Annotated in this window: 11 protein-coding genes; 7 read left to right on the forward strand and 4 right to left on the reverse strand. The window is 70.3% G+C overall.

The genetic code is table 11. The features are described 5' to 3' along the window. Window positions 1-2146: DNA topoisomerase IV subunit B (locus tag AB0395_RS11355; RefSeq protein WP_366279351.1), on the reverse strand; the 2146-nt coding region annotated here is incomplete at its 3' end. 239 nt (window positions 2147-2385) lie between these two features. Here AB0395_RS11355 and AB0395_RS11360 point away from each other — a divergent pair. Beyond that, entirely contained in the window at window positions 2386-2616 is a 231-nt protein-coding gene (locus AB0395_RS11360) for a hypothetical protein (RefSeq protein ID WP_366279353.1), read from the forward strand. A 187-nt stretch (window positions 2617-2803) separates the two neighbouring features. Continuing rightward, a complete protein-coding gene (locus AB0395_RS11365) occupies window positions 2804-3544 on the forward strand; it encodes a peroxide stress protein YaaA (RefSeq protein WP_366279355.1) in 741 nt (246 codons plus the stop codon). 185 nt (window positions 3545-3729) lie between these two features. Here the strand turns inward: AB0395_RS11365 and AB0395_RS11370 are convergent, their stop codons facing one another. Together AB0395_RS11370 and AB0395_RS11375 are read right to left on the reverse strand one after the other, a co-directional pair. Further along, on the reverse strand, window positions 3730-5367 hold the full coding sequence (locus tag AB0395_RS11370; protein WP_366279358.1) for an RNA polymerase sigma factor: 1638 nt from the start codon (window positions 5365-5367) through the stop codon (window positions 3730-3732). Between the two features lie 241 nt (window positions 5368-5608). Then, window positions 5609-7702 (reverse strand): SpoIIE family protein phosphatase, encoded by a 2094-nt coding sequence (locus AB0395_RS11375; protein WP_366279360.1) that lies wholly within the window; start codon window positions 7700-7702, stop codon window positions 5609-5611. 766 nt (window positions 7703-8468) lie between these two features. Between AB0395_RS11375 and AB0395_RS11380 the strand changes: the two genes are divergently transcribed. The 5 genes from AB0395_RS11380 to AB0395_RS11400 all read left to right on the forward strand — a co-directional run bounded on the left by AB0395_RS11380 (window position 8469) and on the right by AB0395_RS11400 (window position 12701). After that, window positions 8469-8711: a hypothetical protein gene (locus AB0395_RS11380; protein WP_366279362.1), complete on the forward strand. Its 243-nt coding sequence runs from the start codon at window positions 8469-8471 to the stop codon at window positions 8709-8711. Window positions 8712-8905: 194 nt separating this feature from the next. After that, on the forward strand, window positions 8906-10417 hold the full coding sequence (locus AB0395_RS11385) for a hypothetical protein (protein WP_366279491.1): 1512 nt from the start codon (window positions 8906-8908) through the stop codon (window positions 10415-10417). Between the two features lie 7 nt (window positions 10418-10424). Beyond that, window positions 10425-11180 (forward strand): 5-oxoprolinase subunit PxpA, encoded by a 756-nt coding sequence (locus AB0395_RS11390; RefSeq protein ID WP_366279364.1) that lies wholly within the window; start codon window positions 10425-10427, stop codon window positions 11178-11180. A gap of 28 nt (window positions 11181-11208) precedes the next feature. Continuing rightward, on the forward strand, window positions 11209-11832 hold the full coding sequence (locus AB0395_RS11395) for an allophanate hydrolase subunit 1 (protein WP_366279365.1): 624 nt from the start codon (window positions 11209-11211) through the stop codon (window positions 11830-11832). After that, complete coding sequence (locus tag AB0395_RS11400; protein ID WP_366279368.1) at window positions 11829-12701, forward strand: biotin-dependent carboxyltransferase family protein; 873 nt, start codon at window positions 11829-11831, stop codon at window positions 12699-12701. Before AB0395_RS11395 ends, AB0395_RS11400 begins: the two co-directional genes overlap by 4 nt. Before the next feature lie 114 nt (window positions 12702-12815). Here AB0395_RS11400 and AB0395_RS11405 read toward each other — a convergent pair whose 3' ends face one another. Next, the gene (locus AB0395_RS11405) at window positions 12816-13907 is read right to left on the reverse strand and encodes a winged helix DNA-binding domain-containing protein (protein WP_366279371.1); all 1092 of its coding nucleotides are present in this window, start codon (window positions 13905-13907) and stop codon (window positions 12816-12818) included. Between the last annotated feature and the right edge of the window lie 3 nt (window positions 13908-13910).

Raw genomic sequence — 13910 nt, forward strand, 5'->3', positions numbered from 1 at the left:
GCCTGGAGCCACGTGTGCTGGTGGTGGCAGCGCTCGGCCGCGGGAATAGTCTCCCAGTCGCCGGGGAGCCGCAACTCCCGCTGGTGAGCCTGCGGTCGACCTCGGCCGCGCTGCCCACGATGAACTCCCTGCGAGGGGCCACGTCGCTGCCCATCAGGAGGTCGAAGATGCGCTCCGCCTCCTGGATGTCCTCGATCCTGACCCGGCGCAGCGTCCTGCGGCGCGGCTCCATGGTGGTTTCGGCGAGCTGATCGGCGTCCATCTCGCCCAGACCCTTGTAGCGCTGTACGGGGTCCTTCCAGCGCTTGCCACGACGCTCCAGGTCACGCAGGACCCGGTGCAGCTCGGCGTCCGAGTAGCAGTAGACGTACTTGTCCTGACCGCGGCCGGGGTTGGTGATCTCGATCCGGTGCAGCGGCGGCACCGCGGCGAAGACCCGGCCCGCCTCGACCATCGGCTTCATGTAGCGGTGGAAGAGGGTGAGCAGCAGGCAGCGAATGTGCGCGCCGTCGACATCGGCGTCGGCCATCAGGATGACCTTGCCGTAGCGGGCGGCCTCGATGTCGAAGGAGCGTCCGGAACCGGCGCCGACGACCTGGATGATCGCGGCGCACTCGGTGTTTTTGAGCATGTCGGCGACAGACGCCTTCTGCACGTTCAGAATCTTGCCGCGGATCGGCAGCAACGCCTGGAACTCCGAGTCGCGGGCCGCGCGGGCGGTGCCGAGCGCCGAGTCTCCCTCGACGATGAACAACTCGCTGCGGTCGACGTCGTCACTGCGGCAGTCGACCAGTTTGGCCGGGAGCGCTGAGTTCTCCAGCGCGGTCTTGCGCCGCTGGTTGTCGCGGTGCTCACGGGCCGCGATCCTGGCCTTCGCCGCCGCAACGATCTTTTCCAACACCGCGCGCAGCTGCTGTTTGGCGCCGCGGGGCGGGTTGGTGAAGATCTCCCTGAGGTCTCGGGAGACGACGTGGGCAACGATCCTGGAGGCCGCCGAGGTGCCGAGGACCTCCTTGGTCTGCCCCTCGAACTGCGGCTCGGGCACCCGCACCGTGACGACGCCGGTGAGCCCCTCGAAGATGTCCTCCCGGCTGACCGGGGCGTCGCCGTTCTTCAGCAGGCGGCTCTCACGGAGCAGCTCGTTCAGCGTGCGGACCAGGGCCCGCTCCAGGCCGGTGACGTGGGTGCCGCCCTTCGGGGTCGCGATCACGTTGACGAAGGACCTGACGGTGTTGTCGTATCCCTTGCCCCAGCGCAGTGCCACGTCCACGGTGAGCTCGCGCTGCACCTGGGTGGGCGTCATGTGCCCCAGGTCGTCGAGAACCGGCACGGTCTCGTGGAAGTGGCCGACACCCTGCAGGCGCAGCACCTCGCAGAGGGCCTCGTCCCTGGCGAGGAACTCGGTGAACTCCGAGATGCCACCGTCGAAGCAGAACTCCTCCTCCGCGACCTCCTCACCGCGGCTGTCGCGCACGGTCAGGGTCAGGCCGGGGACCAGGAAAGCCGTCTGGCGCAGCCGGACGTGGATCTCGTCGAGGGAGACCTCCGCCTCCGGCAGGAAGATCTGGTGGTCGACCCAGAAGCGGACGCGGGTGCCGGTGACGGCACGGGCGAGCGGGCCACCGTCGCGCAGACCGGACTTCTTCTTGAACTTGGCGGTGGGCCCGTCGCCGTCGAAGACGCCGGGAACGCCCCTGCGGAAGCTGATCTCGTGAACCCGGCCGTCGCGGTCGACCTCGACGTCGAGTCGGGAGGACAGCGCGTTCACCACGGAGGCGCCGACGCCGTGCAGACCACCGGAGGCGCCGTAGGAGCCACCGCCGAACTTTCCTCCGGCGTGCAGCTTGGTGTAGACCAGCTCGACTCCGGCCAGGCCGCTCTTGGGCTCGACGTCCACCGGAATGCCACGGCCGTTGTCACGGACCTCGATCGAGCCGTCGGCGTACAGCTCGACCTCGATGCGGGTGCAGTATCCGGCCAGGGCCTCGTCGACCCCGTTGTCCACGATCTCCCAGAGGCAGTGCATGAGACCGCGGCTGTCGGTCGACCCGATGTACATGCCTGGGCGTTTGCGGACGGCTTCGAGACCTTCAAGCACCGACAGATGGCGCGCCGTATAGCCCTTCTCCGCGCTAACTGCGGTCACACCCACTCCCACCTCTGCTCGAACACGTGTGCGCAGCTTACCGTTCTTCCCGCTGTCGCGGGTACAAGCTTCCCATCAGGGCGCCCCAGCACTACTTCGAGCGTGATCCCCGTTACTTTCGGACACTTTCCGCTCTCGGCGTAGCCGGGGGTCGGTTGGGAAGGTCCGCATCCGGTTAGATGTTGTCTCAAGTGACTGACGCCAGATCCTCCGCAAGGGGATGACCTGAAAGGCGATACGTGACTGGAACTCTCGCCCCCACCAAGCAGCTGACGGCCACGGACCGCTGTGACCGGTGCGGCGCCCAGGCTTACATCCGCGCGACCCTGCCCGTAGGTGGGGAGCTATTGTTCTGCGCCCACCACGGGCGGCAGCACATAGCCGTGCTGAGAGACAAGGGCGCCGACATCCAGGACGAGTCGGCACGCCTCAGCGACACCCCTTCGACGGCAACCAACGACGAACGGTAAGGGCCGGCCGGTCCGGTGGTGACACCGGACCGGTGCCGCCAGGCCATGTCGCTCCCGTGAGCGGCCTGGTCTGCGGCGCCCGACTCAACCACGACCAGATATTCCTGACGAGTGCCCCGGTCCCGTTCCCACGGGACCGGGGCACTCGAGGTTTCCGGCCCCGGCCGTCGCGTTACGCTCAGCGACTGTGTTGATTCTGCTGCCGCCGTCCGAGGGAAAGGCCGGGCTGGGCGACGGTCCCGCCCTTGACCTGTCCCAACTGAGCTTCCCCTCCCTGACCGCCTCCAGGAAGAAGGTCCTGGGCACACTCGTCACGCTGTCCAGGAAACCGCAGGCGCAGGCCGTGCTCGGCCTGTCGCCGGGACAACTCGGCGAGATCGGCAAGAACCGGGAGCTGCGGACCGCGCCGACGCTGAGGGCTGCCGAGCTCTACACCGGGGTGCTCTACGACAACCTCGGTCTGGCGTCGCTGTCCCCGGACGCCCTGGAAAGGGCCGAACGGAGCCTGCTGATCTTCTCCGGCCTGTGGGGACTGCTGAGGATTACCGACAGGGTTGCGCCGTACCGGCTGTCGATGGGAGTACGGCTGCCGCCGCTCGGCGGGCTCGGGGCCTACTGGCGCAAGCCGATCACCCCGGTGCTCGACGCCGAGCCCGGCCTGGTCGTGGACCTGCGTTCCAGCACCTACGCGGCGGCCTGGCAGCCCGGGGAACGGGCGGTCGGGGTGCGGGTCCTCAAGGACGGCAAGGTCGTCAGCCACATGGCCAAGGCGACCCGGGGCGTGATCGCCCGTGCGCTGCTCGAGGGAGACGTTGACCCGCAAACGCCTCAGGAGCTGGCCAAGATCCTGGACAGCCTCGGCCACACCGTGGCCCTCGGTCCCGCTCCCGGCGGCAGGAAGCCGTGGACCCTCGACGTCACCGCCTGATCCGGACAGAAGCGAGCGCCGCCTGAGGAGGCAGAGCCCTGGCGGCGCCCCCGGACGACGACCGCGGCGCCATTCCGGACGGCGACCACCGCACCTCTCGGAGCGGTCCGGGCCGTGCCCGCCGTTTCTCCCGGACAGCGGCGGATGAGGCCCACACCGTGTGGCGCGGGCCTCACCGCGAGAAATCAGTCCAGGTAGTCGCGCAGGACCTGCGACCTGGACGGGTGGCGCAGCTTGGACATGGTCTTCGACTCGATCTGCCGGATCCGCTCGCGCGTCACCCCGTAGACCTTGCCGATCTCGTCCAGCGTCTTCGGCTGGCCGTCGGTCAGGCCGAACCGCATCGAGACCACACCCGCCTCGCGCTCGGACAGGGTGTCCAGAACGGAGTGGAGCTGCTCCTGAAGGAGCGTGAAGCTGACGGCGTCCGCGGGAACGATGGCCTCGGAGTCCTCGATGAGGTCACCGAACTCGCTGTCGCCCTCCTCACCCAGCGGGGTGTGCAGGGAAATCGGCTCGCGGCCGTACTTCTGGACCTCGACGACCTTCTCCGGGGTCATGTCGAGCTCGCGGGCCAGCTCCTCCGGAGTGGGCTCGCGGCCGAGATCCTGCAGCATCTGCCGCTGCACTCGGGCCAGTTTGTTGATCACTTCGACCATGTGAACCGGGATGCGGATGGTCCGCGCCTGGTCGGCCATGGCGCGGGTGATCGCCTGCCGGATCCACCAGGTGGCGTAGGTGGAGAACTTGTAGCCCTTGGTGTAGTCGAACTTCTCGACCGCGCGGATCAGGCCCAGGTTGCCCTCCTGGATCAGGTCCAGGAAGAGCATGCCGCGGCCGGTGTAGCGCTTGGCCAGCGAGACCACCAGGCGCAGGTTGGCCTCGAGCAGGTGGTTCTTGGCCCGGCGGCCGTCTTCGGCGATCCACTCAAGCTCGGCGCGAACGTCGACGGGAAGCCGGTCACCGTCCGCCCCCAGCTGCTCCTCGGCGAACAGACCGGCCTCGATGCGCTTGGCCAGCTCGACCTCCTGCTCCGCGTTGAGCAGGGGAACCTTGCCGATCTGCTTGAGGTAGTCCTTGACCGGGTCGGCCGTCGCGCCCGCGGCGGCGACCTGAGGCACGGGGGCGTCATCGTCGTCGTCGGACAGGATGAGGACCTCGTCCTCGTTCTGCTCGACGGCCCCGGCCTTCGGCTCCTCCTCGGCCTCGACCTCGGCCTCGATCTCCACCTCGACCTCGACCTCGACCTCGACCTCGGCCTCGGCCTCGAGATCGAAGTCCTCGATCTCGACATCCTCGAGATCGATGACCTCGTCGTCGTCACCGGTGACCACCGGCTTCGACTCGGCCTTTGGCGCGGGTGCGGCCGCCTCGGGCGCGGGCTTCCTCGGCGGCGGAGCGGGAACCGGCTTCTTCGCGGACGGCGCGATCTTCTTGGGCGGCGGCGCGGGCTTCTTGGCCGCGGCGGCGGGCTCAGAGCCGCTGACGACCGCCGTGACGGTCTCCGGCTGCTCCTTGGCCGCCGCGGCGGTCTTCGTCTTCTTGACCGGGGCGGGAGCGGCGGGGGTACGACGCTTGGTCGAAGTCCGGGACTTCTTGGGAGCCGCGGAGTCCTCAGCAGTCAGCCGTACGGTGATGCCCTCTTTGCTGAGGCTGCGCAGAATTCCAGCGACCTGCGCCATCGGAATGTCCGCTTCCTCGACGGCCTTGCGGACATCCTCGGACTCGAGGAACCCCTGCGAGCGCCCCCGCTCCATCAGCTGCTGAATGACGGGCTCGTTCAGCTCGGATGGCTTCGAGCGAGTCGAACTTGCAGGCGACACGAACACCTCTCGAAGGAAAGCGTGACGAGAATGGACCAAGGTGCCCACTAGGGGCGGAACCTCTAGTTGTTGATGAACGAGGCCGCGCGAACCGCGACGCACCTGTCCAGCATTGTGGCACGACACCGTGATCCATACGGCCGCCTCCTGGCGGTTGCCCTCCACCCTAGGCCGACCAAGAGAGTAGTGCGTACGGAAGCGAGGCACCGATACCCGAAAGCAACCGTTATGACTGTTTCATTCAGTCACTCTTCGTGGCCAGGGGAACATGAATCGCGAGCACCGTGACGTCATCATCCTGTTCATACCCAGACAGCATCCGGTCAACTAGGAAATCCAGCAACATATGCGGACTTCCGACAACTTCTGGCGGCGCTTCGGTAACAACAGAGCAAAGATCGGCAAGACCGGCATCCAGCCCACGCTTCCGGTTCTCCACCAGACCATCCGAATACAGGACCGCGGTGTGTCCCGGCGGGACACAGAACCGGAACTGCCTGCGACTCGTCGGCCAGCCGAGCGGGGTGCCCGGCTCGCCCTCGCACAGCAGCGGAACACCCTGCGGAGAGACCAGCAGGGGCGGCGGATGACCGGCGAGCGCCAGCGTCCCCTCACCGGTCCCGGGCTCGACGACCATGTAGGCCAGGGTCGTGACCTGCTCTTCCTCCTCGGTCGCCTCGAAGACCCTGTCCAGGCCGGTGAGAACCGCCGCGGGCGGCGGGTTGGTCAGCGCGAGGGCCCGCATGGCGTTGCGGATGCGGCCCATGCCCGCGGCCGCTTTCACGCCCTTGCCCATGACGTCCCCGACCACCGCGGCGACCCGCCCGTCCTGCAGCACGAACGCGTCGTACCAGTCGCCGCCGACCTGCACGTGACGGCTTCCCGAGCGGAAGCGCTGGGCCAGCACCAGTCCGCGCACCACCGGCAGGCGGTCGGGCAGCAGGCTGCGCTGCAGGGTCTCGGCGGTGCGGTGCTCGCGCTCGAAGAGGGTGGCCCGCTCGACGGCGAGGGCGCACTGTCCCGCGAGCGCCTCCAGGAAAACCCCGTCCTCCTGGGAAATCTTCTGCGGACGGGTGAAGGAGAAGCGCAGCGCGCCGAGCGCGCGCCCCGCGGCCAGCAGCGGAAGGCCGACCCACGCCCGCTCGTCGCTGTGCGAGACGAAACCGGTGATAGCCTCCTCGTCACCTCCCGCGTCCACGAGCTGGGCGCGCAGGCTGTCCGGTGACTCGGCGAAGACCGGGCGGCGGCTGTTGACCGCCATGGTCATCACGCTGGAGTGCGACAGCGGGATCTCCTCGCCCGGCGCCCCCGGCACGTCGGGGATGCCACCGCTGTTGACCAGCTTCAGCGCGGCCCGCTCGACGTCGAGCAGAGCGACGGCCGACCGATCGGCCGCCAGTGCCGTACGGCCGACGTCGATGATGACCTGGACGACCTGCTCGACGGTGAGCGCCTCGGCGAGCATGGCCGTCGCGCCCTGCAGGCGTGCCGTGCGCAGGGCGGCGGCGCCGAGCTGGTCGGTGAGCCTGCCTCGCATCTCCTCGGCCTCACGCTGCGGGGTCACGTCGGTGTTGGCACCGACCCACTCGACCACCCGGCCGTGCCGGATGATCGGGACGGCGCGCACCTCGAAATGGCGGTAGCCACTGGCCCTGGTGCGGACCCGGTAGCTCCACTCGAACATGATCCGGCCCCGGAGGGCCTCACGCCACGCCTCCTCGGTGTGCTGACGGTCGTCGGGATGCACGGCGTCCAGCCAGCCGTGGGCGAGGTACTCCTCGAGCCCCTGGCCGGTGATGGCGCGCCACTGGGGGGCGTCCTCGAGCACGGCCCCCGTCGGGGCCGTGATCCACACGAGCTGGGACTGCGCCTCGACCAGCGAGCGGTAGCGCTCCTCACTGCGTCGCAGATCCTCCTCGACCTGGCGGCTCTCCGTGATGTCGACGCCGACCAGGCAGATCGCGTGAAGCGTTCCTTCGTCGTCGTGGATCGGCGAGAAGGTCAGCGACCAATGGTGGGTGTCCCCGCCGGCCGTACGCACCCGGATCCGCTGGTCCCCCTCGACCTCGGCCCCTTCCGCGATGGCGCGAACCGACCCCTCGACCAGCGCGGTGAGATCGGCGGAGAGCAGCTCGCCGGGAGTCCGGCCGACCAGGCGCTCCGCGGACAGGCCGACCACATCGGCGAAGACCTCGTCGACACGCTGGAAACGGCCATCGGGATCGAAGAACGCGAAGGCGAACGGCGACTGCGACAGCAGGCCCTGCAGCAGGCCGGAGTCCGAGATGTCCACACCCGACTTCCGGGGACGGGGCACGGAGGTTTCGGCGCTCATGGTCGGCACCTCCGTCGCGTGCCAGGGTCTCCCACGAGGCACATCTCCAAACTTGCGAATTGGCGTAGCGCAGCTCCGGGGGACCGGATCCTGCAGTACATCATCGGCGATGGGCGGGTGTGGACGGAAGCCCCGCTCATGATGCGGTCACCGCATCCAGCGGGCCTTCCCGGTCACGGAACCGGGATGTCCACGCTAACGCGCTCGGCTCCGGCACGGACGTCGTCCGGACCGGCTTCGGCGCGAAGCCGGGCGGTGACACCGTCTCCCGCGGCGTCCGTCCTCTTCCGCGGCGCCGGTGACGACCGCGCCGCGCCGCGAGCGGCCCGGTCCGGGACCGTTCCGCGCACCGTGCGGCGTGCCCGCTCCCGGGGACACGCGCAGGCCGGAGCCCGATGTCGCTCCCACCGCCCTCCAGAACCACCGGGGCGGTCGCCACCGGCGCCTTCTAACGTTTGCGGCCAGGACCCTAGCAGGATCAAGCCGGACCGTCCCGACAACTGCCCACCTCGTCTCCGCAAGCGTCCAGGGAAGATCAGGCTACTGACTCATTCCCGATTTGGCTCCCCCTTCGGGGACAGTCGTTTACTCCCCTGTCGACAAATCCAGTCAAGACACTCCTCACCTCGCATCTCTTCCTCGCAAACATCGGCCGACACCCGCCCCCCGAGGGTTGACACTCGCGCGATAAGTTGTGGAATGGGAACGCACGACCCCGCCGTCCGTCCGGGGGGTACCTCCCGGAAACCGGAGGAATGCGACACCCATGACCGCTCTCGCCACAGGCCTCAGCGGCGGCCCTCAGGCGTTCCACGACCAGGTGAGCGCCGATCTCGCCGCCGAGTTCCGCACCGTTCCTCCCAGCACCGTGGACCGGTGCGTGGCCGACGCATGGGCCTGCGCCGAGCACCTGGGAGTCGAGGCGACACCCGAGGTGGTCGAACGCGTCGCCCGCGAGCATCTGCTCGCCCTCGTCAACTCCGCGCCGCCACCGCGAAGTCCCCGGTAACATCGAGATCACCGGGCCGTGTTCCATGCACCGTTCAGCCCGGGAACGCGAGAAGGTTGGGACGTGAGCGAGCAGGGCGAGCGAGCCAATCAACACGGCACCGGGCTCATACGGCCGACGGAGGGGGCGGCTTGAACCGGCGGCACCGTCGAGACCCGAGAGAGAGCCAGTCTCCGGACGAGGTGTTCGCCGAGATGCTGCTCGCCGCCCGGGAGCTGCTGGCCGTGCGCAGCCCGCTGGACGCCGAGCTCATGGTCTCCGACATGGTCGGAGCCTGGTGGGGGCGGCGCCTGCGGGGCGGGGACGCGGAGCAGGTCCTCGGCGAGGGCCTGGTCGACTACGCCGCGAAGGCGGGATCCCCCGCCGCGCTGACCCTGCTGATCGCGCTCGCCTACCTCGGCACCGCCCGCCAGGCCGCGAAGGCGGAGGGCGCGGCCCTGGCGCTCATCGAGCGGGACGTGGCCAGGCCCCGCTGGGCCAACCGGCTCGGCGTCGTCAAGCCGACCGGCTGTTACGTCTCCCGCGACGCCTACGGCGACCAGGACACCGTGGTGTGCACCTTCGGCTACCGGGGCGCCGACAGCGACGAGGACCGCCACGCGCTGGTCATGGTCGTCGACTACAACATGCGCGGCATCGCCCGCGACACCTGGGTCTCCTCCCACGTGGACAAGCTGCTCGACCAGGCCAGGGCCGAGGCTGCGGCCAACCCAATGCTCAGGTTCGAGGAGATCGAGCCGCAGCAGGCCAGAGCGCTGCTGGAGTCGGCCATGAAGGCCACGGCGGAGTACGGCGACCGCAGGACGAGCGCGCCCGTCAGCGACAGCTACAGCGCCTACCACGCCTTCGCCCGCTCCCGGATCAAGGCGCTGCCGCCCGGCCGCAAGCGTCCCGCCCCGCTGCACAGCGAGGCCCCCTACAGTCGTGACCGCAGGGCGATGCTGGCCGCGGAGTTTCTCTCCTCCGACGCCGCCGAGCACCTGTCCGACCCCTCCGCGGCCTCGAGGTGCGCCGACCACATCATCGACTACGGCTGCGACCAGGATTTCGGCAGGCCGATGCGGATCAGCCCGACCAAGTGCCAGACGTTCCTGCTCGACTGGCTGCCGCGCAAGGTCATGCTCAGCCCCGCGGAGCAGGAGGCCGTGCCGTATGTGCTGGGGGCGTGGGCGCGGTTCGCCGCGCGCCGTACCGGACTGGCCGACCAGGGCCTGCGCGCGACGCTCGACGGCATCTGGGAGGCCACAACCAGGTTCGCCGATGCCTACCGTGACCCGACCACCTTCGGTCTCGACCGCGACCTGCTGGAGCGCCTGCTGCCGGACGGCGACCTGTCCGCGCTGGCCCGGCGGGTCTTCGCCTTCCCGTTCCTGCAGGGCACGCACGGTGAGATCAAACTCGACCTGCTCAACCCCTCCGACGAGGCCGACCGCAGGATCCTGCTGGGCATCGATCACGCGGGCGAGCAGGACAGGCCCGACTACGACGAGCACCTCGCCTGGCACGAGGAGATCGCGGGCAGACTCTGGGAGGGCGACCCTCCGCAGCTCTGGGAGGCCGCCCAGCGACTGCTGGACCTGGGCCACGACCGGCACGACGTGCTGCACGTGCTGATCGAGATCGCCGAGCGGATCGGGGACGACCCCGAGGAACTGGCCATCGCCCTCGACGATATCGCCGATATTCCCGACGAGCCTCCGATGTAGGTGAGCCATGGTGATCGATCTCAACGCCGACCTGGGGGAAGGCTTCGGCATCTGGCGGCTGGGAGACGACGCGGCCCTGCTCGACCTGGTGACCAGCGCGAACGTCGCCTGCGGGTTCCATGCGGGCGACCCGCTGACCATTCGCCGCACCTGTGCCGCCGCGGTCGACCGGGGGGTGCTGATCGGGGCCCAGGTGTCCTACCGGGACCTGGCCGGGTTCGGGCGCCGCGAGATGGACGTCGATCCCGAGGAGCTCTGCGCCGAGGTCCTCTACCAGCTGTCCGCGGTTGATGGCATCGCCAGGGCGATGGGCGGCCAGGTCTCCTACGTCAAGCCGCACGGCGCGCTCTACAACCGGATCTGCCGCGACCCCGAACAGGCGGAGGCGGTCGTGGCCGCCGTCGCCGACCACGACGAACGGCTGCCGCTGCTGAGCCTGCCCGGTTCCGTGGTCCACGAGATCGCCGCCCGCGAGGGACTCACCACCGTCACCGAGGCCTTCGCCGACCGCGCCTACACCCCGGAGGGCACCCTGGTCTCCCGCCGCTCTCCCGGCGCGGTGCTGCACGACCCCGGCGAGGTCGCGGCGAGGGCCGTGCGCATGGCGACCGCCAGAACGGTGACCGCCGTCGACGGATCGGAGGTCGCGGTTGACGCCCGCTCGATCTGCGTGCACGGCGACACCCCCGACGCCGTGCTGCTGGCACGGGCCGTGCGCGACGGGCTGGTCGCAGCAGGGGTGACCCTGAAGGCGTTCGCATGAGGCCGCGGCCTCGCGCGGGGCGGGAACGGTGATCCGCCGGGCCGGAGAGCACGCCCTGCTGGTCGAGACCGGCTCCCTGGAGGTCTCCCACAGGCTCGACGCCCTGCTTCGGGCCTCCCGCCCGCCCGGTGTGGCCGAGATCGTGCCCGGTCCTGAGACCGTCCTGGTGAACGCGCCGGGCACCGACCCGTCCCAGCTTCGGCCATGGATCTCCGGGCTGCTGGACACGGCCCGCGTCCCCTCTGGGGAAGGCCTCCCGCCCGCCGCGACCGTGACGGTCCCCGTCGTCTACGACGGCGCCGACCTCGACGAGGTCGCCGCCCTGACCGGGCTGTCCGCCGCGGAGGTGGTCGAGCGGCACACCAGGCGGGAGCTCGTCGCGGGCTGGCTGGGATTCGCCCCCGGGTTCGCCTACCTCACGGGACTGGATCCGGCACTGCACGTACCCAGGCTCACCACGCCGAGAACGTCGGTGCCCGCCGGGGCCGTGGCGATCGCGGGGCCGTACTCCGCGGTCTACCCCTCGGCCTCACCGGGCGGTTGGCGGCTGCTCGGCCGCTCCCCGGTGACGGTGTGGGACCTGTCCGCCGACCCGCCCGCCCTGCTCACACCGGGCACCAGGGTCAGGTTCGAGGCGATCTCCACCCCATGATCGAGGTCATCGCGCCGGGGCCGTACGCCACCGTCCAGGATCTCGGCCGCCCCGGCTACGGTCATCTCGGCGTGCCGTGCTCCGGTGCCGCGGACGCGCCCAGCCTGCGGCTGGCCAACCGCCTCGTCGGCAACCCCGAGGACGCCGCCGGGATCGAGCTGACCTTCGGCGGCGCCCGGCTCCGCTTCGACGCCGGAGCCTGGGTCGCCATCACCGGGGCCGCCTGCCCCCTGGAGTTCGTCGTGCGCGGCACGACGGTCCGGCAGGGGATGCACGCGCCGTTCTGGGTCCCGGCCGGCGGGGAACTGCGGGTCGCGATCCCTCCGGCGGGCCTGCGGACCTATCTCGCCGTCCGTGGCGGTCTCGAAACGCCCGTCGTGCTGGGCAGCCGCTCGACCGACTCACTCTGCGGCCTCGGCCCTCCCCCGCTCCGCGCGGGCACCGTGCTGCCGGTGGGGCCGACCCGCGGCCTGCCTCCCCTCACCACGGACGCCGTGCCCCCCTGTCCCGCGCGGGAGGTCCTGGGGGTCGTGGCGGGGCCCAGGGACGACTGGTTCGTGCCCGGCGCGCTGGCCGGGCTGTGCGCGGAGCCGTACGTGGTGAGCCAGGACAGCAACCGGGTCGGCGTACGGCTCAGCGGCGCCCGCCTGGAACGGGCCCGTGGCGAGGAGCTGCCCAGCGAGGGGGTGGTGACCGGGGCCGTGCAGGTGCCGCCCGACGGGCAGCCGATCGTCTTCCTCGCCGACCACCCGCCGACGGGCGGCTATCCCGTGATCGCCGTCCTCACCTCCGCCTGCCTCGCCGCCGCCGCCCAGCTGCGCCCCGGCGACCAGGTCCGCTTCCGCCTGGAGCACCCCGTCGCCCGCTGACACGAACGCCTTGAACAGGCCGCCGTCCACTGACGATCCACGTGTGACGCCGCCGGGCGGCCCGCTGTGCTCTCAGGTCACAGCCATCGTCTGTGGCGGCGTGACGCGGTGGGTTCAGCGACGCAGAAGCGAGCTGACCCGTTCACTTTCCCCGGCCAGGGCGGCGGGAGGGACCTCCTCCAGGAGGTCGAAGGCGATCCGGCCGTTCTTGGCCTCCCAGACTCCGGCGACCCTCCCCTGGTGGATCACGACCGGGGAGATCCAGCCCGCGGCCCGGCTGACCTTGGGCCTGGCCTCCTTCGGCAGCAGCGGTTCGAGGTCGCGGGGAGCACCCAGGATGTATTGGTCGAAGCCGGGGAGCAGGTGGACGCCGGTCGCGGGCCCGGTCGCCGCCAGGTCGTCGAGGTGCTCGGCGAGCATGACCATCGGGCGGCCGTCCACCTCGATCTCCGCCAGCTCCGGGGCGAGGTCGCGGAACCAGCCGCGCAGGACCGCCTTGGGGGCGGCGCCCCGGTAGAGCCAGGTGTCGAAGGTCTCCGGGGTTCCCGGGCCGTGGGCGCCGAGGAAGGACCTGATGAGGCGCGCGCCGCCCTCCTCCCGCGAGGGCGGCACCGAGGGCCAGCCCGGCACCCAGTCGCGAGGGCTGACGAAGGTCACGCGGCCCTCGCGCTGCGGGCCGTAGCAGAGCTCGCCGAGGAAGCTCAGCGGTTTGAGCAGCGCTCCCCAGCCCGAGGTCAGCGCCTGTCTCAGGTGCGCGTCTCCGGTGACCTCGATGACGGCCTCGACCAGCTCCTCGCGGGTCAGCACGCGCCTTTCGAGCGCCTTCGGGACCGCGTCGAGAATGGCCGCGACCTCGTCGGCGGTGACCCCGTGGCCGCGCTGCCACGACCCCTTCTCCCAGTTGCGGAAGGAACCGAGGACCGCGGCGTAGGAGGGCAGCTCGTCCGAGGGGACCAGGTGCAGGGTGCCGCGTGCCGTCCAGGTCTTGACCAGGACGCGGTCGAGCCACAGGGCCTCGTCGATCTCACCGGGGCGCGGATCGGCGTGCCGCACGGCGATGGCGAGCTCGGCGGAGGAGGCCACCTGGGCCTGCACCCCCGTCAGGCGGCGGACGACGGACACGACGTCCGGTCCCGCGACCGGATCGACGAACTGCCGTTTCAACCGCCAAGCGAGGACCTGGGGCCAGGTCGTGGAGAAAGCCATGAG

The sequence above is a fragment of the Streptosporangium sp. NPDC051023 genome, assembly GCF_040689595.1.
In the GTDB taxonomy this organism is placed as follows: domain Bacteria; phylum Actinomycetota; class Actinomycetes; order Streptosporangiales; family Streptosporangiaceae; genus Streptosporangium.